This window comes from Paenarthrobacter sp. 10L420 (assembly GCF_056395385.1).
In genome coordinates, this window is the sequence record NZ_JBFTJK010000008.1 from 153323 (window position 1) to 175736 (window position 22414).

Consider the following 22414-nt stretch of genomic DNA (forward strand, 5'->3'; position numbering starts at 1 on the left):
CAGTGATCAGGGGGACTAGGAGGTGGCCGTCTTGAGCGCCTGGGTGAATTTGGACAGGCCCTGCTGAATTTCATCGCTGCTGACGTTCAGGGCCGGGATGAGGCGAATGACGTTGCCATGCGGACCGCAGGTGAGGAGCAGGAGTTCCTCCTTGATGGCTGCCTGTTGGACGGCGAGGGCAGTTGCCGCGTCCGGGGTGTTGTCGGCGGCGGTGAACTCGACGCCCTGCATCAGGCCGCGGCCACGCACGTTGCCGATTCCCGAGAATTCCGTTTGCAGATTGTCCAGTCCTGCCCGCAGTTCGTCACCGCGCAGCAAGGCGTTCTCCACGAGGTTCTCCCGCTGGATCACACCCAAAGTTGCGACGCCGGCTGCTGCCGCGACTGCGTTTCCGCCATAGGTTCCGCCCTGGGAACCTGGCCATGCCTTGCCCATCAAATCGGCGGACGCGGCGATCGCGGAGATGGGGAAGCCGCTGGCAAGTCCCTTGGCGGTGATCACGACGTCTGGGGAAATTCCGGCCCAGTCATGTCCCCAGAACTTGCCGGTGCGGCCCACTCCGGCCTGGACCTCGTCCAGGATGAGAACGATGCCGTGCTTATCGGCACGTTCACGCAGGCCTTGGAGGAATGCGACAGGCGTGGGGATGTACCCGCCATCACCCAGTACGGGTTCGATGATGAAGCCGGCCGTATCGCTCGGGGCGCTGATGGTCATCAGAAGGTGGTCGAGTTCCTTCAAGGCAAAGTCGACGGCGGTGGCTTCGTCCCAGCCGTACCGGTACCAGTGCGGGAACGGGGCAACGTGCACGCCACCCATGATGGGGGAGAACCCTGAGCGGAACTTGGTTCCTGCGGTGGTCAGGGAGGCGGCCGCTACGGTGCGCCCGTGGAACCCACCCTGGAAGGAGATGATGTTGGGCCGTCCGGTGGCCATGCGGACCAAACGGATGGAGGCCTCTACTGCTTCAGAGCCGGAGGTTGCGTAGAAGACGCTGTCCAAGCCCTGTGGCAGGACGCCACCCAGCAGTTCCGTGAGTTCCAGGAGGGGCTTGTGCATCACGGTGGTGTACTGGGCATGGACAATCTTGCCCACCTGTTCGCGGGCTGCGGCCACCACATCGGGGTGGCAGTGTCCGGTGCTGGTGACGCCGATTCCGGTGGTGAAATCCAGGTACTTCTTGCCGTCTGTGGCGTGGATCCAACTACCGGACGCGTAGTCCACGACCACTGGAGTGGCCTGCTTCAGGATGGGGCTAAGTGTTGCCATGGCTTCATACTTTCTTAGTAACTGTAGATTGTCAACAATACGCGATTCGCGGGTCATTAGCCCGCGAATCGTGTGATGCCTAGTTCTTGAACCTCTGTGGACGGACGAAGTCCAGGCCGTCAAAGCCGCCCTTGCCCAGTGCCTCGCTGGCAGCAATCTGGCCGTAGCCGGAAGCCATCTTGAAGCCGGCTCCGGAGAAACCGGTGGCGGAGTAGATCCGGCCGGACTCAGTGAAGAAGCCCAGAAGGGGCTGCGAATCCGAGGTGAACAGGTCCGGGAAGGCATCCGAACGGACGATGCTGGGGACCAAACCCGGGAAGAATTCGGTAACCGTCTCAGTGGTCTCCGCAATCTCCGCTTCCGTCAGCTCCCTGGGCACTGAGTCTGCAGCCGGGGTTGGTGCCCCGCGGCCATCAAGCGTGGCTTTAACGGTGACGCCGTCCACCGCGGGCGCTCCATACATGGAGCGATCGCCGGAAATCCTGATGAAGACGGGGAACTTCTCCGGCGTGAACTGGGTTGCGTCGCGGGCGACGAACCAGCTCAGGAAAATCCTGCGGGTTTCCGTGTGTGCCTTCAGGTACTCGGGCATGAGCTGCTGGGACCACCCACCGGATGCGATGATCACCCGTTCGAAGGTCCAGGACTGTTCGCCGGAGGTGACGACAACGCCGTCGTTGGTTTCCGTGATGCTGCTGACAGGAGTATTGCTGAGGACGGTTGCCCCGTTTGCCTGTGCCGCTGAAACCGCCGCGGTAACTGCCCGATCCGTGCGAAGTGCGCCGCCGAAGGGATCGTAAACGGCTACGTCATCAGCCCGGAGGTTGTGCTGCGGGTAGCGTTCCGCCATTTCCTCACGAGTGAGGATTTGGTGGCTCGCTCCGTTGATCCGGGTAGTTTCCAGCAGCTTGGGAATGTAGGGTCCGTCAACTGTGCCGATGGAGAGTCCGCCACACCGGGTGAGGATATCCTGTCCCGTTTCTGCTTCGAGCTCGGCCCAGAGATCCCGTGAGCGCTCCAGGATGGGGTAGTAGTCCGGCCTTCCCCTGTAAAGCATCCGGAACAAGCGGGTGTCGCCACCTACCGCACTTCTGCCGTGCCCGGGGGCGTGTGCTTCGAAGCCGACCACGGAATCGGACAACCGTGAGGCCTGCCAGAGTGCCATGCTTCCGATGCTGCCCAGGCCGATGACGGCGAGTTTTCCATCCATCGCTTAGAGCACCTGCTTCAGGAAGGCCTGGGTGCGTGCTTCTTTGGGGTTCTTCAGGATTTCCCGGGCGTCGCCGCGTTCCACCACGTAGCCCTCGTCCATGAAGATCAGGGAATCGGCCACTTCGCGGGCAAAGCCCATCTCGTGGGTGACTACCACCATGGTCATGCCCCTTTTGGCGAGGTCCTGCATGACAGCCAGGACTTCCCCTACCTTTTCGGGGTCAAGGGCACTGGTGGGTTCGTCGAACAGGATGATTTCCGGATCCATGGCCAAAGACCGGGCGATGGCCACGCGTTGCTGCTGCCCGCCGGAAAGTTCGGCCGGGTAGCGGTCGCCGAAAGCGCCGAGGCCCACGCTGGTGAGCAGTTCCTGGGCGCGCTTGGAGGATTCCTTCTTGTCGGCACCTTTGACGAGCACGGGGCCTGACATGACGTTCTCGCGGGCGGTCATGTTCGGGAACAGGTTGAACTGCTGGAAGACCATGCCTACCCGTGTACGTTGCTGGGCAAGCTTCTTGGGGGGCAGCGCGTGGTAAGCGTTGTCGGTCTCGTAGTAGCCGAAATCATCTCCGTTGACTTTCAGGATTCCGGAGTCCACGGTCTCCAGGCCGTTGATGCAGCGCAACAGGGTGGACTTGCCGGAACCGCTGGGTCCGATGATGCAGCAGATTTCACCGCTGGCAATATCGAGGTCGATATCGTGGAGAACGGTCTTGTGCCCAAAGGACTTACGAATTCGGCGGGCTTGGATCGTGCCGTCGTTGCTCATCGTGCGATTCCTTCCGGCGCTGTCAGTTGGACTTTCCTGGCCTTGCGGGGGACCCGGGCGGAGGTATGGGAGTATTTCTGTTCGAGCTTGGACTGCGGGTAGCTCAGCACCAACGTCATTACCAGGTACCAGAGGCTCGCCACGATCAGCAGCGGGATGGTCTCGTAGGTGCGTGCGTAGATGAGCTGGGCGCTCTGGAGAAGTTCCGCAACACCCAGGACGCTGACCAAGGATGTTTCCTTGAACATTCCGATGACCTGGTTACCGGTGGCCGGAATGATCGAGGGCATGGCCTGCGGAATGATGATCTTACGCATCTTCGTAGCGGCGCTCATTCCCAGGGAGTCCGCGGCTTCGATTTGGCCCTTGCCCACCGAGGAGAACCCGCCGCGGATGATTTCTGCCATGTACGCGGCTTCGTTCAACGTCAAGCCGACCAAGGCTGCCGTGATCGGTCCCATGAGTGCATTCGTGTCGATCGCGGTGCCGATGTCGGTAAACGGGATCCCGATGGTCAGGTTCGGGTACAAGGCGGAGATGTTGAACCAGAAGATCAATTGGACCAGGACCGGGGTACCGCGGAACAGGGTGATGAAAACGCCCGCTGTGGCCGCGATCGGTTTGACTTTCGAGGACCTCATGATGGCAATGACCAGGCCCAGGAGGGTGCCCAAGGCCATGCTGGCGACCGTAAGGAAGATGGTGAGCATCAGCCCGCGGAGGATCGATTCGTGGGTGAAGTACTTGGCCACGACATCCCACTTGAAATTGGGGTTGGTGGAGACCGAGAAGAGGATGCCCGCGCCAAGCAGGATGGAAACCACCCAAGCGACGTATTCAAAGGTACTTCTGCGACGAAGACGGGGCTTGAGTGCCGGATCGATTCCGTTCATTGTCGGTTTGCTTCCGTTACTGATGGTTTGCACCATGGGAGCACCTCTCCTAGTTGAGTTTTGCGTCCGTGATGGCACCGGACTCGAGGCCCCAGTTGGCGAGGGACTTCTTGTATTCCGGGCTGTTCAGGACCGACTGGATGGCGGCCTGGAGTGCGGGAGTCAGGGCAGATCCCTTTTTGACGCCGATAGCGGTGAGGTCGCTGGAGCCAACGTTAACCTGCGGTGTCAGGATCGTGAAGGCTTTCGGCTGCTGCTTCTCGGCCCAGGCGAGGGAGGTCGTGTCGTAGAAGATACCGTCGATGCGCTTGGACGCCAGCTGGGTCAGGGCTTCCTGGACGTTGGGCAGCGTCACGGCGTTGATCGCTGGCTGTCCCTTGGAGGTGCAGGTCTGCTCGTTAAGGGCCGGGAGCCGCTTGAGCTGGCCGGTAGAGCCCTGGGTGACGGCGATGTTCTTACCGCACAGCGTCTCGTTGGTGAGTTTCAGCGGGTTACCCGCGGCCACGGCCACCGAGTTGCCGGCCTTGAAGTAGTCGATCATGTCCAGGACCTTCAGCCGCTCATCGGTCTTTGACATGGTCGTGGCGGTGAAGTCGTAGCGGCCACCGTCAAGACCGGGGACGATCGTGTCGAACTTCGTGTCCTGGAACTTCAGCTTCAGGCCGAGCTTCTTGGCCACCAGGCGGGCGATGTCCGGGTTCAGGCCGATCGCCGTCGAGTTGTCCTCGGCAAGGAACGTCGTCGGCGGGTAGTGCAGGTCCATCGCGACCGTCAGCTCGCCCTTGTCCTTATAAGATGCCGGCAGGAGGCTCACGGCCTTTTCGTCGGGCTGGACGCCCTCGGAGATGTCAGTGGTGTTTGAAGTCTTGCTGTCTGGCGTATCGCTGCTGTTGGCTGTTCCGCCGCAGGCGCTCAGTGCGAGTAGTACGGCAAGTCCTGCAGCTGCAGTCTGGGCCTTGGTTCGAATCTTCATGGTGCTTCCCTTCGAGGGAGTTGGTCACGGGGGAGGGAGAAGTTCTAGGTTGTAATGTGATCCGGATCTCTCCGTCATCTACTGCAATGCAACCCCCTCAACAGTAGATTGTCAACAATTGACAGAAACTTTTTTCAGTTAGGTCCTTGGTTGAGAACCGTTCTAAATACCGCCTAGAAACTGTTGACAATTTACAATTTGCCCCCCTAGAGTCGAATCACAAGCCTCCCCTTCCATCTCCCTAAAAGAACGGAAACCCCATGGCAGAGACCAACTTCCGGCCGAAGTACATCTCCTTCGATGTCTACGGCACGCTGATCAACTTCGACATCGATCCCACCACCCGGCGGCTGCTTGATGGACGTATCTCCGAAGAGCAGTGGCCTACGTTCAAGAAGCAGTTCCGTGGCTACCGCTTCGACGAGGTCCTTGGCGACTACAAGCCGTATGAGGCGATCCTTCAGGATTCCTTTGACCGCGTGTGCAAGCGCTGGGGCATTGGGCCCACCGAAGGTGCCGGCGCAGCGTTCGCTGAGGCTGTCCGCGGCTGGGTTGCCCACGAGGACGTGCCGGCCCCGCTGAAGCTCATGGGCGATAACTACCAGCTTGTGGCTCTGTCCAACGCCGACACCAGCTTCCTGGACATCAGTATTCCCAAGCTCGGTGCAGAGTGGCACGCCGTGTTCACCGCTGAGCAGGCCCAGGCCTACAAGCCGCGCTATCAGGCCTTTGAGTACATGCTCGATACCCTGAACGCCAAGCCGGAGGACTTCCTGCACGTCTCCTCGCACACCAGGTACGACATGCACCCGATGCACGACATGGGCTTCCGTAACCTCTGGATGCTGGACCGCGGCTATGACCCCATTGGCCAGGGCTACGACCTCAACACTGTTACGTCCTTGGACGAGCTCAACAAGCACCTCGGTCTCTAAACAGACTTCCAGGCGAAAGGTCATACCGTGAAACTTGTTCCCTACTGGCTCGATACTGCAGAGCCTTCCGGCGATTACCGCCGCACTCCGGTCCCGGAGAACGTTGATGTTGCAATTATCGGTGCCGGTTTTACCGGGCTCTCAGCAGCCCTTGAATTCGCCAAGCAGGGCGCCAGCGTGGCCGTTTTCGAACGTCACACTGTTGGCTGGGGTGCTTCGGGCCGTAACGGGGGAATGGCTACGACCGGTCTGGCCATTGGCTTCAGCACGGCAGTCAAGCGCTATGGGGCTCCCCGTGCGGTTGAGATGTTCCGCGAATACAACGACGCCATCGAAACCATCGAGAAGCTGGTGCACGACAACGGCATCGATTGCGACTTCAAGCGCTTCGGCAAGCTCTCCCTCGCGTTCCACAAGTCCCACTACGACGGCTTCCTGAAGTCCCAGGAGCTGCTCGCGAACCTGGTTGATCACCACGTGAAGGTCATCCCCAAGTCCGAGATCCACAGCGAAATCGGAACGGACTTCTACCAGGGTGCCATGATGGATCCGCTGGGTGCGGGGCTCCACGTAGGGAAGTTCGTGCACGGTCTGGCCAAGGTGGCAGCTGACAACGGCGCAGCCATCTGCGAGAACGCATCCGTCACCGAACTGAACAAGGTCTCGGGGACAGTGCACGATGTGCACACCACCCGTGGAATTACCCGGGCCAAGCAGGTCCTGGTCGCCACCAGCGGCTACACCGGCAACATCACCCCGTGGCTGCAGCGTCGCGTGATCCCCGTGGGCAGCTTCATCATCTGCACCGAGCCTCTGTCCGAAGAGGTAGTGAACCGTATCCTGCCCAACAGGCGCCAGGCCTCTGACAGCAAGATGCTGACGTACTACTTCAGGATCACACCGGACAACAGGCTGCTGTTTGGTGGCCGGGCCCGATTCGCCTTGTCTAGCCCGGATTCGGACGTCAAGAGCGCCGAAATCCTGCACAAGGCCATGACTGAGCTCTTCCCCTACCTCTCCAAGGCCAAGGTGGACTACATCTGGGGTGGCTTGGTGGATCTCTCCATGGACCAGATGGTCCATGCCGGCCAGCATGACGGCCTCTTCTACTCCCTCTGCTACAGCGGCCATGGTGTTCAGATGGCGGCCCACATGGGTAAGCGGATGGCCCACTACATGGCCGGCGACAAGTCGGCAAATGTGTGGGAAGACCTGAAGAACCCGCCGGTTCCCGGCCACTTCGGCCCGCCATGGTTCCTGCCGTTCATTGGCGGAGCCGCGAAGATCATCGACCGTATCAAGTAGACATTCCGCTAGCCAGGCAAGGTAAAGGTTCCCATGAGTTCATCAACAACCGTCGCTGGAGCGCGCCTAAAAACAGCTGAGGAAACGGCGTACAGGCGGGCAAGCGTCGCGGCGCTTCCCGGTGGCGCGTTCCTCGAAGGCCTGTGGGAGACCGCCGACAGGATCCTGGAAGTCCGGGACCCTGAAGACGGCGTGCTGCTGGGCACTGTGTGTTCTTCAACCCCACAGGATGTCCGCCGGGCGGTTGCCCACATTCACCGCCACCTCCTGGACGATGAATGGCCCCTCCGGGAACGCCGCGAGGCTTTGGAACGGGCCGCAGTGCTCCTGGCTGAGCAGTCGGTACGGTTTTCGGAGATCATCGCCGCCGAGAGCAGCAAGACCATCAACGAGGCCGAGCGCGAAGTGCGCCGGTGCATCGAGACGTTGCGGCTTTCGGCGGCAGCTTCGAGCGAACTCGTGGGGGAGACTCTCGGCTTTGAGGACAGCATGGCGGGAGCCAACAAGATCGGCTGGTACAGCCGGAAGCCTGTTGGCATCGTCGCCGCCATCACGCCATTCAACGATCCGCTGAACCTCGTGGCACACAAGCTGGGCCCGGCGCTGATCGGAGGCAACGGCGTCGTGCTTAAACCCTCAGGCCGCACACCATTGACCGGACTGGCTTTCGTTCAGCTGTTGCTTGAGGCCGGCGTTCCGACAGGTCGCATTGCCGCGATCGTGTCCGGACCCGGGGTGTCCGAGGCTATCGTGACCGACCCCCAGGTGGACCTCATCTCCTTCACCGGCGGGCCAGCGACGGCGGACCGGATTGCTGCCGCGGCAGGCGCCAAGAAGATCCTTTCGGAGCTGGGCGGCAACAACGCCACGATCGTCTGCGCCGACGCCGAACCGGCAGCCGCTGCTGAGGCGATCGTCGCCGGGGCGTTCGGCGTGGCCGGCCAGAACTGCCTGTCCGTCCAGCGCGTTTACGTCCACATTTCGCTGTTCGACGAAGTCCTTGAAAAGGTACTCACGGGAACCCGCGCGCTCCGCGTCGGAGCGAAGATGGACCGCAACACCGACATCGGTCCGCTCATCACAGAAGCGGAGGCCCGGCGGGTGGAGGCATGGGTGGAGGAAGTCAAGGCGGCCGGCGCCACCGTTCGTGTGGGCGGTCAGCGCCACGGCGCCTTCTACCAGCCAACCGTGCTGACAGATGTGCCGGCAGACGCCCGAGTCATCGTTGAAGAGGTGTTTGGCCCCGTGGTCAGCATCATGCCCTTTATCCAGATCTCTGACGCCATCCATGCGGCCAATGCCTCCGAATACGGGCTCCAGGCCGGTGTCTTCACCGAATCCATTGACCTGGCCCTGGCAATTGCTGACAAGCTGCAGGTGGGGGCGGTGGTCATCAACGAGACAAGCGACGTCCGGATCGATTCCATGCCTTTTGGCGGGTTCAAGAAGTCCGGCGTGGGCCGTGAAGGTGTCAAGCACGCAGTCCGCGAAATGACCGAACCCAAGAGCACCATTATCAAACTGGCGGAGCCCGCCACCCGCTGGCAGCAGCTGACGGGCACCTCAGAACGGAATGCATCATGACTACCCACAAAATCGCGGTCATCGCCGGCGACGGTATCGGTAAGGAAGTGGTCCCTGCGGCCATCGAAACCCTTGAGCGAATCGCTGAAATCCACTCCATCAACCTGAAGTTCACGCACTTTGACTGGGGATCTGACTACTACGCCCAGCACGGCCGCATGATGCCGGTGGACGGCCTGGAGCAGCTGGCGCAGCATGACGCCATTTTCCTGGGTGCCGTGGGCTCCCCGGAGGTGTCCGATGCTGAATCGCTGTGGGGGTTGTTGATCCCCATCCGCCGCGAATTCCAGCAGTACATCAACCTGCGGCCGGTAAAAACGCTCGACGGCGTGAAGTCGCCCCTGGCGAACAAGGAACCGATCGATATCCTCATCGTGCGTGAAAACAACGAAGGGGAATACTCGGAGGTCGGCGGACGCATGTACCGCGGGCTGCCCCACGAAACCGCGGTCCAGGAAACCATCTTCACCCGCCTGGGAATATCACGGGCCGCGCACTATGCCGCCTTGCTCGCGTCCTCCCGCCGCGGCCAGCTGACCTCGGCCACCAAGAGCAACGGCATCATCCACACCATGCCTTTCTGGGACGAGGTAGTGGAAGAAACAACCCGCCTCTATCCTGATGTGACGCTCACCAGCGAACTGGTGGACGCGTTGGCCGCACACTTGGTCCTCAAGCCCTGGACCCTGGACGTCATTGTTGCCTCGAACCTGCTGGGCGACATCCTCTCGGACCTGGGCAGCTCCGTCACCGGCTCAATCGGAGTGGCTCCCAGCGCAAACCTGAACCCCGAAGGCGATTTCCCGTCTCTCTTTGAGCCCGTGCATGGCTCTGCTCCGGACATCGCAGGCAAGGGACTGGCCAATCCCGTGGGCCAGATGTGGTCCGGCGTGATGATGCTCCAGCACCTGGGCCACCCGGAGGCTGCTGAACACCTGCAGCTGGCCTTCGAGTCCGCACTGCGCGAGGGCCTCGGGACCCGCGACGTAGGAGGCCCTTCGTCGACGTCGGAGTTCACTGCCGCTGTTTTGGCCGCCATCGATGTCATTGACGTGGTGGGCTCAATCCTGGACGGCACGGCAGCGAAGTCTGCGGGAGCACCGGCGTCGTCATGACGGTTTCCGCTGAACGCAAGAGGCCTGTTGTCGCGGCACTGTACCGGGAGGCTTTGCCGCCCCGGCTGGAGGAGATCGAAGCCCTGGCCGAGGTCCGACTGACCAAGGCCGACGGACTGGCTGAAGCAATGGACGGTGCAGATGTCCTGTACCAGTGGCATTCGTTTTCCCCTGCCTTGCGGGAGAACTGGGACGCGGCGTCATCGCTGAAATGGGTCCACGTAACAGCAGCGGGCGTCAGCCAGCTCCTGTTCAATGAGCTCATCCACAGCGATGTGGTCTACACGAACTCCCGCGGAGTGCTGAGCCGTGCAATTGCCGAATTCGCGCTGGGCTTCGTCCTGGACATTGCGAAAGACGCGCACGGCTCATTCAAGCTTCAGCAGCAGCAGCGCTGGCAGCACAGGGTCACCCGTAAGATCCAGGGCCAACGCGCTTTGGTGGTGGGCACTGGCTCCATCGGGCGGGAAATCGCGTCGCTGTTCCGTGCCGTGGGTCTGCAGGTCAGCGGTGCCGGACGAAGCAGCCGTCCAGGGGATGAATTGTTCGACGAGATTCATTCTTCCCGGGACCTGGCCGGGATTGCCGGGGACTTTGATTACCTCATCCTGGCGGCGCCGCTGACTGAACAGACCAAGGGACTCGTGGACGACGAGGTCCTTACCGCCATGAAATCCACGGCACACCTGATCAATGTGGGCCGTGGGGAGCTGGTACGGACGGACGCGCTGATGGATGCGCTGACCTCCGGATCCATTGCCGGGGCCGCACTGGACGTGGTCCATCCCGAGCCGCTGCCCGCGGGACATCCTCTGTGGAGCATGGAGAACGTCATCATCACACCCCACATGAGCGGTGACACTGAGGATTATCTCGACGATCTGGGGCAATTGTTCGTGGACAACCTGCGACGGTTCAGCCAGGGCGAACCCCTGCAGAACATCGTGGACAAAACCCTTGGGTTCGTCCCGGTCTCGTGATCCTGTTTCCTGATTCCCGAAAGAAGAAATGCCGTGCCAAGTACCGTGAAGGCCTATGTAGCCACTTCTCCCACCTCGGACCTCATGCCGGGCACTGTGGAACGGCGCGATCCCGGTGACTTCGATGTGCAGATTTCCATCAGGTACACCGGAATCTGCCACTCGGACATCCATGCTGCACGCGGAGACTGGGCCAGTAACTACCCCCTGGTGGTTGGCCACGAGATCGTCGGAGTGGTGGAAGCCATCGGTCCAAGAGTCACCCGTCATTCGGTGGGGGACCGCGTGGGAGTGGGCTGTTTCGTTGATTCCTGCAGGGAATGCGTCAATTGCCGTGCAGGCGAGGAGCAGTATTGCCTGCAAGGTGCCACGAGCACGTACAACTCCTTCGGCCGTGACGGCCTGCCCACCGCCGGCGGTTACAGCACAAGCATCGTGGTGGATGAGAACTACGTCCTCAGAATCCCCGACGGCATAGACCTCCAGGAGGCGGCCCCACTGCTGTGCGCGGGAATCACCATGTACGCGCCGCTGCGTAACTGGAAGGCCGGGCCAGGCAAGCGCGTGGCCATCATAGGTATGGGCGGACTGGGCCATATGGGCGTGAAGATCGCTGCGGCTTTGGGAGCTGAAGTCACGGTGCTCAGCCAATCGCTCAAAAAGCAGGAGGACGCCGTCCGGCTCGGCGCCAACAGTTACTACGCAACATCCGAACCCGCAACCTTCGAATATTTGAAGGGCCAGCTGGATCTGATCATCAACACCGTCTCTGCGGACATCGATGTGGATGCGTATCTGTCCTTGCTTGCCTTGGACGGCACCATGGTCCTCGTGGGACTGCCCTCCAAACCGCTGAGCCAGCGCGCGTGGTCGCTGGTGGAATTCCGACGCAACCTCAGTGGATCCAGGATGGGCGGAATCCGGCAAACCCAGGAAATGCTGGACTTCTGTGCTGCCCACAGCCTGGGGGCAGACGTGGAAGTCATTCACGCAAGCCAGATCAACGAAGCATTCGAACGGGTACTCGCCAGCGATGTCCGCTACCGCTTCGTCATCGACGCAAGCACTTTCTGATTGCAGTCATCATGCGTACAACCGCGTCAGCAACGCCACAATCCGCTCGCGCTCCTGCTGCGGATCCTTCGTGGACCACGCGAGGTACACGGACACCGGCGAGGCGTCGCGCACCGGACGATAGATGATGCCCCGACGCCGATACTGGTGAGCCGTCGACTCGGCAGTCATGCCTCGCGCCGCCCCGCTGCCGATCGTCGTCAACCAATCATCCACATCGTTAATGGGCACGATATCCGGCCGCCCCTCCTCCGCCCACAGCTCAAGAGTTGTGCTGCCCGTCCGCAAGTCCATGGCCACCGGTCGCTGAGCCACCTGCGCCATGGTTACGGAACGTCGCGATGCCAGGGGATCGTCCGAGGACATGGCACAGTACCGCTTCTCCTCGCCAATCCGGACATGCTCGACGCCGGGCGCATCCGGAAGGCGTCGAAGGATGGCCAAGTCGGTGGTTCCGTCGGCAAGGCCACCGGTAGGGGAGTTGGAGTGCACGAGTTGCAGCTCCACGCCCGGTATTGCGACCGCCCATCGGCGTTGGAACTCCATGGTGTGCTCGCCTAGGGCGGACCACGCGTAGCCGATCCGGATCTTTCCGGTACCGGACCGGGCCTCCCTCTCGAGGTCGCCCAGAAGTGAGAGGACGCGACGTGCCTTGGCGACGACGCGCTCGCCGGAGGGAGTCAGGCCAACGCTGCGGGTGGTCCGTTCCAGGAGCCGTACCCCGAGAACCTGTTCGAGCCCGGAGATGTTGCGTGAAACAGCCGCTTGGGACATACCCAGGTCAATAGCGGCATCCGTAAATGTGCCTTCCTCGACTACAGCCAGGAGGCACCGTAATTGCCTCACCTCGACATCCATGCCATCTATCCTATTCATGCATCCACCGCATAAATAGGCTCGTCCAAGCATTTAGTGGATGCGAAGGCCAAGCGCAGAATTTCCCCATGATCGACACCAGCGAAGTTGGAGTAAAGCCATCCCGGAAGGCCGGGGGCGCGGCGACCCTCCTGGCCAGCGCACTTTCGAACCAACTTGGCGCCGCCACGGCATCATTCGCCTTTCCGGTCATGGGGCCAGTAGGTGTTGTGGCGGTGCGCCAGCTCGTGGCGGCGGCTGTTCTCTTGCCGATCGTCCGGCCCCGGCTGAGGGAATTGAGCTGGCGGCAATGGTGGCCTGTCCTTCTCCTCGCCGTTTCGTTCGGCACCATGAATCTCGGCCTGTATGCGTCCATCCAACGGATCGGCCTTGGACTTGCCGTCACCCTTGAATTCCTTGGGCCCTTGGCTGTGGCTTTGATCAGCTCGCGACGAAAGAGCAGTGCGGTCTGCGCTGTGGTTGCTGCATTCGGCGTCCTGGCCATCACCCGGCCGGAGGCATCCATGGACGTCGTAGGGATCGGCTTGGGGCTGATCGCCGCTTGCAGTTGGGCCGCCTACATCCTCCTGAACCGGACCGTGGGCCAAAGAGTGCAGGGTATCCAGGGCACAGCAGCCGCAACAGGAGTGTCGGCGACGCTGTTCCTGCCTGTCGCCGTCGTGGTTTTCATCAGCCAGCCGATCAACGGCTTGGCGGTTCTGTGTGCTGTGGCGGCCGGAATCTTCGCCTCCGTGCTGCCTTACGTGGCCGATCTCATCGCGCTGCGACGGGTCCCCGCGAACATGTTCGGCGTGCTCATGAGCATCAACCCTGTGTTTGCTGCCGTCATCGGTGCCGTGATCCTGCATCAGGACCTGGCCGCGGGGCAGTGGGTGGGGATCGGGCTGATCGTCGCGGCCAATGCCGGGGTGTTGCTGCTGCGGGAGCGCGGGCGCGGCGCGAACGGCGTTGGCCCTAAGCCGGAGCCTGCCCGCTCGACCCCCGGACCTGGAGTTGGGACGGCACCAAGTGCAGCCGCGCAGGGAGATCGGGAGTTGTGAGCCGCTCCAGGATGAACTTGCCGGCCTCGACGCCCACGGCGAGGTTGCCGTTGTCCACGGACGTCAGCGACAGGTGCCGGATTTTGGCCAGGTAAGTGTTGTCGTAACCCACCAGTGAGAGGTCGTCGGGCACGGAAAGTCCGAGGTCGTCTGCAGCCGAAAGAGCGCCGATGCACGCGACGTCGTTGTACGCGAAAATCGCAGTGGGCCTCTCGGGGCCAGCCAGCAACCTGCTCGCTGTGCTGTAGGCGCTCTCTTCGCTCATTCCGCCGCCCGGTACCGCAAGAGGTTCCAGCCCGGCGTCGTGCATGCTGCGTTCGAACGAGGCCCGCCGCAGCTTCCCCACTTCACCTGGCCCCTGAAGGTGCGCAATGCGCTGGTGACCCAGCGCGATGAGATGCTCGGTCGCCTGACGCGCACCGGCGTCGTCATCATTGACCACGATGTCGACGCCGGCAAGTACCGGTTCGCGGGTCCCGGCGAGGACCACGGGGAAGCTTTGGGCAGCCTTCTCGATCGCGGCAGATTCGTTGGTGGTTCCCACTACCACCAGGCCATCCACTCGTTGCTCCAGGAGCGTCTCCACCGAACTCCGGCCCACCCGCTGGTCAGTGTATGAATCGGCGAGAACCGGTGAAACGCCCGCCGAATGCAGCGCCGCCGTGAGTCCCTCAAGAAGTTCCACGAACCACGGATTCCGGATGTCGTTGAGCATGACGCCGATGGTTCCGCTGCGCGGCCCGGAGAGTCGCTGGGCCAGTCGGTTGGGCCTGTAACCCAGGTTTTCCATGGCTTCCATGACGGCACGACGGCGGCTCTCACTGACGTTGGCAGAGCCCTGCAGGACGAGGGAAACCAAGGACTTGGAAACACCCGCTGCGCTTGCGACATCGCGGATGGTTGGCTTGGTTCCCGGCGCGCCGGCGGGGGATGGTGCATCAGGCATGGGGGTCTCGTTCCGGTCTGTCGGTTCGTTCCTAGCTTAGAGGGCTTGACGCCGCGCCTTCTCAGACTCCATTATGGACCGGTCCAAGTAAATTCCAAAACATCAAAGAGGATCTCCATGAGTGCACCCAATACACGCCGTCTGATCGCCGGCATGGTCGGAGGAGGCGTTGGCGCGGACATCGGCAAGACGCACCGCTACGCCATGCGCTTGGATGACCATTTCGAGCTGCAGGCAGGAGTCTTTGGGCGGGATGCCAGCGCTTCGCGGGCGACCGCCGTCGAGCTCGGGGTGCCTGAGGACCGAAACTATGCGGACTACCGTGAAATGGCCGCGGTAGAGTCGGCGCGCGAAGACGGCGTGGACGTGGTTGTGGTGGCGACGCCCAACGACAGCCATTTCGAGATCGCCAGCGCGTTCCTCGAAGCGGGCATCTCGGTGGTGTGCGAGAAGCCGCTGACCAGGGATTCAGCCACAGCAGCCGCACTGGTCCGGATCGCTGCGGAAAACGACGCCATTCTCGCTGTTCCGCACTGCTATTCGGCCTACGCCATGGTCCGCCAAGCTGCCCGCATGGTCCGCAATGGTGAACTGGGCACCATCCGGTTTGCCGACGTCGAGCATGCCTCCGGCTGGGCGGCCACGCCCTTGGAGGAGTCTGGCCACAAGCAGGCCCTTTGGCGTACCAATCCTGACATCGCGGGGTTCCCGAGCGTCGTCGGAGACCTCGGCACGCATGCCTTCCACCTGCTCCGCTACATCACCGGGCTGGAAGCAGGGCGCCTCTCCGGCCGCCTGAAAACGCTGGTTCCAGGACGTCGGGTATTCGACCACGCAACGGTGGAGTTGGAGATGTCCGGGGGTGTCCCCGCACGCGTTTGGGCCAGCATGGCTGCCACCGGCCACAATCACGGGCTACGCATCCGTGTTTACGGCGATAAAGGCAGCCTTGAGTGGCAGCACGAGGACCCGCACCATCTCAAAGTCCAGGACCTGGCCGGGGCCACAACCCTCCTCACTCACGGCCTAAGCAGCTTGCACGACGACGCGTCCCGGCTTACCAGGGTCGGTCTCGGCCACCCGGAGGGCTTCCTTGAGGCCTTCGCCAACTTCTATTCGGACCTCGCCGAGGTCCTGCGCGCCCGTCGCGACGGCTTGGCCCTTCCCGACCGTGAGTTGTCCTTCCCCACCGGCATCGATGGGCTGATCGGCGTCCAATTTGTCGAGGCCGTGGCCGCATCGCATCACGAGGACTCGGCTTGGAAAGTGCCGGCCTTCGCAGGGACGGCCGCCACTCTCACGGAGAAACCCGCCCTCACAGAGAAAGCAGCAGTGTGATGAAGCTCCGTTTCGCGCTCATCGGGGCCGGCTTCATCGGTTCCGTCCACGCCACCAACCTCGCCGCCCATCCCGGCATCGATTTTCGCCTCGTCTACGACGTCGACCAGCAACGTGCGCAGTCCCTGGCCGGCATGCACGGGGTTGCTGTAGCCGCGGCCCTGGATGACGTCTTCGATGCTTCGGCGATTGACGCAGTGTTCATCGCCTCCTCCACCGATACCCACGCCGGGCACCTCCGCCGCGCTGCCGCGGCTGGGATCGCAGTGCTCTGCGAGAAGCCGATCGACTTGGACCTTGACCACGCCCGCGATGTCGCTTCGTTTGCGCAGGAGACTGGCGTACCCGTGATGGTCGATTTCAATCGTCGGTTCGATCGCGATTATGCCGAGCTTAAACGCGTGGTGGATTCAGGCCAGATCGGCAATGTGGAGCTGATCCAGCTGACATCGCGCGGCCCGTCCATGCCTCCGATGTCCTACATCGCCACCTCAGGCGGCCAGATGCGCGACCAGACCGTGCATTTCTTCGATCTCGCGCGCTGGCTCAGCGGCCTGGACCCGGTAGAGGTTTTCGCGACAGGTTCGGCCTTGGCGGAGCCGGGCATCGTAAAGTACGACGACGTCGACACGTCCGCGGTCACGTTGCGGCTGCCCGGAGGTGCTTTGGTGCAGATCGATTCTGTGCGCCGGACTGGATATGGATACGACGAACGCATCGAAATCATGGGCTCAACCGGGATGGTGGAGGCCCGCCGCCACAGGAACGGAGCAGTTTCCCGCTACAGCGGTGGCTCCGTGGTAGACGATGGGCTGCATCCCGGGTGGTTCGAACGCGTGCAACCGACGTATGCCGCGGCGCTCGCTGCCTTCGTCTCGTCCTTGCAGGGAGGATCGGATTCCATGCCGTCGCTCGAAGACGGACTCAAGGCTCAGGCCATAGCCGAAGCTGCGGTTATATCCCTTCGCAGCGGCCGCATGGAACCGATCAAGTACTGACCCAAGTAGGGGACAGCACATGTCGCTATGGGCAGCCGTAGCGACGTGTGCTGTCCCTCAGTTGGGTGAGAACGCAGCGCGGAAGGCTGCCAACGCTGCGTCGCCCGCCTGGATGCCCTGACCACCGATTGCACTGGCCTCCATGCCAATCACTCCCGTGTACCCGGCGTCGCGGAGCGCTTGGGCGATGGCCGGGTAGTTGATCTCGCCTGTCCCTGGTTCGAAGCGGCCCGGCACGTCGGCAACCTGGATCTCGCCCGTATAAGGCTGGGCTGAGCGCACGAGCTCAATAAGGTTCCCCTCGCCGATCTGTGCGTGGTAGAGATCCAGCATCATCTTCACGTTGGGGTGGTTCACAGCTGTGACCAGCGCCAGTGTGTCCTTTGCGCGCGCCAAGGGAATGCCGGGGTGGTCCAGGATTGTGTTCAGATTTTCCAGCGCAAACACGATGCCGTGCTTTTGGCCCAGTTCAGCCAGCTGTTCCAAGGTTCGAAGGCCCGTCAACCACATCTCGCCGGTGGACCGGTGGAGCGGACGAACAGCCCGCCCGCCTTCACCGAGTTCGCCAGGATGAACCACCATGCGTTCGACGCCGAGCTCCAGTGCAGTGGGGATCAGCTTCTCGGCTGAGGCCAGAACTTCATGCGCAGTGCTGGGATCAATGACGCTGCCGCCGAAGTAGCCACTCATGGAGGAGAACTTGGCGCCGGTTGCTGCGAGGGCTGCGATGTCCCGGCCGCGGGTGTCCCAGAGCTCCACTTCGAAACCTTGATCGTGAATGCGGCGCACACGATCGATCAAAGGCAAATCGCCGTAAACCATCTCCGCGCAGACGGCCAAACGGAAGCTCATGCTCCCTGCCCTGCGGCCTGAAGCTGTGCTGTTGAATGCGTTTCGGCTGGACGAAGGTCCGCGATCGAGGACACCTCGACGGGAAGCCCCGTCTGGGCTGACTTGAAAGCGGCCAAGGCAACCGCCAGGGCGTTGCGGGCGTCCACGCCACCGGGAGCAGCGACAACGGCGGCAGGGGTTCCCGCCGTCGTGCGTTGATTGACCTTGCCGCGGCGTGCGGCGACGTCGTCCGCGAAGTGGGCCAGCTCTGCCGTGTAGGCGTCATGGAAGAGGTCGATGTTCAGGCGGGCGGTGTCTGACGCGATGCCGGCGGCTGTGTAGCTCGTGGCGTTGGTGGCCTGTGGGCTACCGGCCGTGACCATGCCGGCAGAGCCGAACACTTCGCCGCGGACGTCGTAACCGTAGAGCGCGTTGAAGTTGGCTTCCGCTACAGCAATGGCGCCGTTGCTGTACGTGACGGTGACGACCGCAGTGTCCAGGAGTCCGCCGGCCTTCGCCTCGGGCGCAACCAAAGCGTCTGCCACTGCATGGACTTTCACGGGAACCGCGCCGGGATTCAGCCAGTTCAGGGTGTCGAAATCGTGGATGAGGGTTTCCAGGAAGATGGTGCCGGGGGCGATCCTCTCCGGGTTGCTGATTCCGGCTTCGGTGCCGGGGTCCCGGGTGAGGGAGCGGAGCAGCTGCGGGACTCCTACTACGCCGTCGTCGATCAGCTTCCGGGCGGCGGCGAAGTCCGTGGAGTAGCGGCGATTGAAACCGAAACGGAGCACGACGCCGGCACTCGCCGCCGCTTCGATGGCGGAGTCGAGTTCGGCGATGGTCCGCCCGCCGGGCTTCTCGCAGAACACGTCCTTACCGGCTTTGGCAGCAGCGGTTATCAGCTCGGAATGGAAGCGCAGGGGAGTCGCGATAAGCACCGCGTCCACGTCCGGATCGGCAAGGACGTCGGCAACATCGGTGCTGATTTTGGTGACGCCGAGGCGGCTCGCGAGGGCTTCCACGGCAGGCTGGACTGGATCAGCGATGGCTTCCAACCGTGCGTTCGGGATCCTCAGGGCGATGGATTCGGCGTGGAATGCGCCGATCCATCCGGCGCCGATCACGGCTATGCGGACAGGCCGGTCCTCGATGACCGGGTGCTGAAGGTACGTCATTGTTGTTCCTCGATTCAGGCATCTAGAACGTTCTAGTCCGACCATGCTCGCATGCTTGGACGGGTGGTGTCTAGATCGTTCTAGCTGCCTCTTGCTCTGCGGTTATGTGGCGTCGTCCCGCCGCGCACGTCCCTGAGGAAGATGACGCCCGAACGCCAGCCTGATGAGCGGAGTCAGCAGGAGCAGCAGCAGGACGCTGCCAACGCCAACAATGGCCGTAAGGAAAATCAGACCAGCCATGAACAGGAGGTGGATGTCAGGCGCATCGGCAAGCGGTAGGGCGGCCGATATTGCCGATACCTGGTTGAAGGTGTTCATATGTGGCTCCTGCCGCGCGCATCAGTTGCTCGTTCCAACACCTGTTAAGTGCGCTGCGGAAGAGAAAAATGTCGCCGTTGCGGCAACACTTTCAGTGCCGCTGAAGATTATTTCAAAGCCCGCGTCACGTTTCCGCAGGTCAACGCACATATCCAGTGCCCAAGTCGTTGTACCGCGTAATGTGCCGTTGCCCTTTTCGGCGCATGTCCGCGGACAACGCTGAGTTGGCAGTGATGGATGTGGTGGGTTCTGGGGCCCACCCGGGGCGCCGTCACTGCGATACGGGGCTAGTGCGGTCGGTCGTCTGAGTCGCGGCCGGCCGCACGTCTGGGGCAGGACTCCTTTGAGCCTTTCGCGTCTTAGATCGTTCTATAGACTGGCTGCGGGCAGAGGAGGGCCATGATGGGAAAACGTCCCACGTTGATGGATGTGGCTGAAGCGGCCGGGGTTTCCCGCGCCCTCGTTTCCATCGTGATGCGGGACGCCCCTGGAGCCTCTGAAGCCACACGCCTCAAAGTCCAGCAAGCGGCGAAGGAACTCGGCTACCGTCCTGATAGCCGTGCACGACTTCTCCGCAGCAGCCGGACGAGGCTACTGGGCGTCAGCTTTTCCACATCGCACCCGTTCCACGCCGAAATCGTCGATGCCGCCTACGCCGGCGCGACTTTGCGCGGCTACGATATCGCGCTGAGCGCAGTGGCTAACGGCCGCCCGGAATCGCGGGCCGTCGAATCTCTCCTGGATCTCGGCTGTGAAGCCCTGATCATGATTTCTCCAACGCTAAGGGAGGACGAGCTGGCGGGTTATGCCGCAAGGCTCCCAGTGGTCAGCCTGCTCCGCGACGACGTCGGCGAATCCCTGGACTCGGTCAGCAGTGATGACGACGCCGGCATCCGCATTGCGCTGGAACATCTCACCTCGCTGGGGCATCAGAGAATTGCCCACGTGGACGGTGGGGACGCTGTCTCCAGTCCACAACGGCGCGAAGCCTACCGCGCAGGGATGGCAAGCCGGGGACTCGAATCCCGGGTGATTCCCGGCGGCGCCACCGAAGAAGACGGCCTCCGGGCTGGCCTGGAGCTTCTGGATGACCTGCCCACCGCCGTCCTTGCCTTCAACGATCGCTGCGCACTGGGCATTTGGGAAAGCTTCCGGGCAGCCGGGCTTAGGGTCCCTGAGGATGTGTCAGTCCTGGGTTACGACGATAGCCAGTTCGCCCGCCTTAGCTACGTCCAGTTGTCCTCCGTCAGCCAGGACGCCCCGCTCCTGGCGCGGGCCGCCGTCGACCGCGCCATCGATCGGTTGGAAGGCTCGACGCCGCCCGCGCACCTTGTGCGGACACCGCACTTGGTCATCCGCAGCACCACGGGGCCCGCCCCGAGATGAGCCGGCGCGGTTAAAGGCGACCGGGCATGAATCTACGCAGCCTCTCACTGGCTGTCTGCAACTGCCGGTCGCACGAAATCGGAGGCCAACGGATTTTCGATCTCATCGGTGGTCATGTGGGCCGCGAACAGCGCAACGACCGCCATGATCGGGCATACCAATCCGGCCACCAGAAAGATCACCCAGATGGGCACCACCTCAGCCGCCGGGCCAGCGAGCGCCATCGAGACGGGCAGAAGGGCCAAAGAAACAAAGAAATCAAGGCTGGAAATCCGCCCCAAAAGGTGGGGCGGAACACGCCGCTGGAGTAGCGTGCCCCAAATGACGATTCCGACGCCTTCGGTGGCACCAATAACTAACAGCGCCGCGCCGAGCAGCCAGACGTTGTCCACGAATCCGACGGCGGCGAGTGGCAGGCTTCCTGCGCCCCACACCAGGACCATCACCGTCAGGTAGCGCCGGGGCAGCCTGAATGATGCTGTGGCCAACGATGCCACGGCACTGCCCACGCCCATGACGGCGAGCAGGAAACCAAACATCCGCGAGTCGCCGCCCAGTTGGTCTTGGACCACGAACGGCAGCAGAACTTCGATGGGGCCGATCAGGAACAGCACGGACAGGCACGCCCAGATGAGGGTCCAAAGGAGCCAGGGCGTCCGGACGGTATAACTGAAACCCTCAAGGAGGTCGTGGAAGAAGGACTTCTTGCCCTGCGAGGATTCGCCTGACGGGTATTCCTGCGTTACGGGGAGGCCTCGCCTGTCCAAGGCATGCCGGCTCAGGAAATTGAGGATGCCGAACGCCAGAAAATGACAGGCCGCCACACCCGCAACAGCATGGGCCGGGGACAGCGCTGCCACCACGATCCCAGCAACGGCGGGTCCTGCAGCTTGTTGCAGGATTGGCCGGACGGTACCTTCCATGCCGTTCGCGGCGAGAAGGTCCTCCGCAGGCAGGATCCGGGGCAGTATTGCCGAGTAGGCCGGGAAGAAGAAGGCCTGCCCGACACCCAGGACAAAGGCACCAACGGCCAGGTGCCACAACTGCAGGATGTTGAGCAGGGCCAGCATGGTTACGGTTGCGATCACTGCGAGGTTGGCGCCCTCGACGGCAATGATCAGGAGCCGCTGGGGAAACCTGTCTGCCGCGATGCCGCCAACCAGGACGAAACACACTAGGCCGATGCCCGCGGCAGCGGCAACCAAGGACAACTCCAGCGGTCCGCCGCCAAGGTGTATTACCTCGTAGACCATGGCAACCGCCCACATGCCCGAACCGAAAATGGAAATGGACAAGGCAGAAATGAGCACCCGGAATTCGCGGTGGGCAAAGGGTCGCAGCGCTCTCAAAGCGGCCATCTTCTTAGCCTAAATCCGACCAAGGCTGTGGAGGCAGAG

The 22414-nt window shown here is 62.3% G+C and carries 21 protein-coding genes; 10 read left to right on the forward strand and 11 right to left on the reverse strand.

Going from position 1 to position 22414, the window contains the following annotated elements; all coding sequences use genetic code 11:
* Positions 1-15: 15 nt before the first annotated feature.
* The 5 genes from AC1DD5_RS14075 to AC1DD5_RS14095 form a co-directional block, all read right to left on the reverse strand.
* Positions 16-1269 carry an aspartate aminotransferase family protein gene (locus AC1DD5_RS14075; RefSeq protein WP_477521848.1) on the reverse strand — a complete coding sequence of 418 codons (1254 nt, stop codon included), beginning with the start codon at positions 1267-1269 and terminating at the stop codon, positions 16-18.
* Positions 1270-1348: 79 nt separating this feature from the next.
* Positions 1349-2479, reverse strand: coding sequence for an FAD-dependent oxidoreductase (locus AC1DD5_RS14080; protein WP_477521849.1), 1131 nt, complete (start codon positions 2477-2479; stop codon positions 1349-1351).
* 3 nt (positions 2480-2482) lie between these two features.
* Positions 2483-3250: an amino acid ABC transporter ATP-binding protein gene (locus AC1DD5_RS14085; RefSeq protein WP_442002864.1), complete on the reverse strand. Its 768-nt coding sequence runs from the start codon at positions 3248-3250 to the stop codon at positions 2483-2485.
* Positions 3247-4179 (reverse strand): amino acid ABC transporter permease, encoded by a 933-nt coding sequence (locus AC1DD5_RS14090; RefSeq protein ID WP_442002863.1) that lies wholly within the window; start codon positions 4177-4179, stop codon positions 3247-3249. The genes AC1DD5_RS14085 and AC1DD5_RS14090 overlap by 4 nt, the downstream gene beginning before the upstream one ends.
* A 13-nt stretch (positions 4180-4192) precedes the next feature.
* Entirely contained in the window at positions 4193-5116 is a 924-nt protein-coding gene (locus AC1DD5_RS14095) for an ABC transporter substrate-binding protein (RefSeq protein WP_442002862.1), read from the reverse strand.
* A gap of 260 nt (positions 5117-5376) precedes the next feature.
* Between AC1DD5_RS14095 and AC1DD5_RS14100 the strand changes: the two genes are divergently transcribed.
* The 6 genes from AC1DD5_RS14100 to AC1DD5_RS14125 all read left to right on the forward strand — a co-directional run bounded on the left by AC1DD5_RS14100 (position 5377) and on the right by AC1DD5_RS14125 (position 12109).
* Complete coding sequence (locus AC1DD5_RS14100; protein WP_477521850.1) at positions 5377-6051, forward strand: haloacid dehalogenase type II; 675 nt, start codon at positions 5377-5379, stop codon at positions 6049-6051.
* Between the two features lie 27 nt (positions 6052-6078).
* Positions 6079-7356 (forward strand): NAD(P)/FAD-dependent oxidoreductase, encoded by a 1278-nt coding sequence (locus AC1DD5_RS14105; RefSeq protein WP_477521851.1) that lies wholly within the window; start codon positions 6079-6081, stop codon positions 7354-7356.
* Positions 7357-7389: 33 nt separating this feature from the next.
* Entirely contained in the window at positions 7390-8940 is a 1551-nt protein-coding gene (locus AC1DD5_RS14110; protein ID WP_477521852.1) for an aldehyde dehydrogenase family protein, read from the forward strand.
* Positions 8937-10055 carry a tartrate dehydrogenase gene (locus AC1DD5_RS14115; RefSeq protein WP_477521853.1) on the forward strand — a complete coding sequence of 373 codons (1119 nt, stop codon included), beginning with the start codon at positions 8937-8939 and terminating at the stop codon, positions 10053-10055. Before AC1DD5_RS14110 ends, AC1DD5_RS14115 begins: the two co-directional genes overlap by 4 nt.
* Entirely contained in the window at positions 10052-11035 is a 984-nt protein-coding gene (locus tag AC1DD5_RS14120; RefSeq protein ID WP_477521854.1) for a D-2-hydroxyacid dehydrogenase, read from the forward strand. The genes AC1DD5_RS14115 and AC1DD5_RS14120 overlap by 4 nt, the downstream gene beginning before the upstream one ends.
* A gap of 84 nt (positions 11036-11119) precedes the next feature.
* On the forward strand, positions 11120-12109 hold the full coding sequence (locus tag AC1DD5_RS14125; RefSeq protein ID WP_477521868.1) for an NAD(P)-dependent alcohol dehydrogenase: 990 nt from the start codon (positions 11120-11122) through the stop codon (positions 12107-12109).
* 9 nt (positions 12110-12118) lie between these two features.
* On the opposite strand, the gene AC1DD5_RS14130 is transcribed toward AC1DD5_RS14125, so the two are convergent.
* Positions 12119-12967, reverse strand: a complete 849-nt coding sequence (locus tag AC1DD5_RS14130) for a LysR family transcriptional regulator (RefSeq protein ID WP_442016382.1) — start codon at positions 12965-12967, stop codon at positions 12119-12121.
* A gap of 86 nt (positions 12968-13053) precedes the next feature.
* Here AC1DD5_RS14130 and AC1DD5_RS14135 point away from each other — a divergent pair, with 86 nt between their 5' ends.
* Positions 13054-14025 carry an EamA family transporter gene (locus tag AC1DD5_RS14135; RefSeq protein WP_442016383.1) on the forward strand — a complete coding sequence of 324 codons (972 nt, stop codon included), beginning with the start codon at positions 13054-13056 and terminating at the stop codon, positions 14023-14025.
* Here the strand turns inward: AC1DD5_RS14135 and AC1DD5_RS14140 are convergent.
* Positions 13940-14971 (reverse strand): LacI family DNA-binding transcriptional regulator, encoded by a 1032-nt coding sequence (locus AC1DD5_RS14140; protein WP_442016384.1) that lies wholly within the window; start codon positions 14969-14971, stop codon positions 13940-13942. The two genes, AC1DD5_RS14135 and AC1DD5_RS14140, sit on opposite strands and share 86 nt — an antisense overlap.
* A 117-nt stretch (positions 14972-15088) precedes the next feature.
* Between AC1DD5_RS14140 and AC1DD5_RS14145 the strand changes: the two genes are divergently transcribed.
* Positions 15089-16309: a Gfo/Idh/MocA family protein gene (locus AC1DD5_RS14145; RefSeq protein WP_442016385.1), complete on the forward strand. Its 1221-nt coding sequence runs from the start codon at positions 15089-15091 to the stop codon at positions 16307-16309.
* Entirely contained in the window at positions 16309-17307 is a 999-nt protein-coding gene (locus tag AC1DD5_RS14150; protein WP_442016386.1) for a Gfo/Idh/MocA family protein, read from the forward strand. Before AC1DD5_RS14145 ends, AC1DD5_RS14150 begins: the two co-directional genes overlap by 1 nt.
* A 57-nt stretch (positions 17308-17364) precedes the next feature.
* Here the strand turns inward: AC1DD5_RS14150 and AC1DD5_RS14155 are convergent, their stop codons facing one another.
* The 3 genes from AC1DD5_RS14155 to AC1DD5_RS14165 all read right to left on the reverse strand — a co-directional run bounded on the left by AC1DD5_RS14155 (position 17365) and on the right by AC1DD5_RS14165 (position 19631).
* Positions 17365-18159 (reverse strand): TIM barrel protein, encoded by a 795-nt coding sequence (locus AC1DD5_RS14155; protein WP_442016387.1) that lies wholly within the window; start codon positions 18157-18159, stop codon positions 17365-17367.
* Positions 18156-19313, reverse strand: a complete 1158-nt coding sequence (locus tag AC1DD5_RS14160) for a Gfo/Idh/MocA family oxidoreductase (protein ID WP_442016388.1) — start codon at positions 19311-19313, stop codon at positions 18156-18158. Before AC1DD5_RS14160 ends, AC1DD5_RS14155 begins: the two co-directional genes overlap by 4 nt.
* Positions 19314-19415: 102 nt before the next feature.
* Positions 19416-19631, reverse strand: a complete 216-nt coding sequence (locus AC1DD5_RS14165) for a hypothetical protein (protein ID WP_442016389.1) — start codon at positions 19629-19631, stop codon at positions 19416-19418.
* Between the two features lie 399 nt (positions 19632-20030).
* On the opposite strand from AC1DD5_RS14165, the gene AC1DD5_RS14170 reads away from it, so the two are divergent.
* Complete coding sequence (locus AC1DD5_RS14170; protein ID WP_477521855.1) at positions 20031-21017, forward strand: LacI family DNA-binding transcriptional regulator; 987 nt, start codon at positions 20031-20033, stop codon at positions 21015-21017.
* 44 nt (positions 21018-21061) lie between these two features.
* Here the strand turns inward: AC1DD5_RS14170 and AC1DD5_RS14175 are convergent, their stop codons facing one another.
* Entirely contained in the window at positions 21062-22375 is a 1314-nt protein-coding gene (locus AC1DD5_RS14175; protein ID WP_477521856.1) for an MFS transporter, read from the reverse strand.
* Positions 22376-22414: the final 39 nt, after the last annotated feature.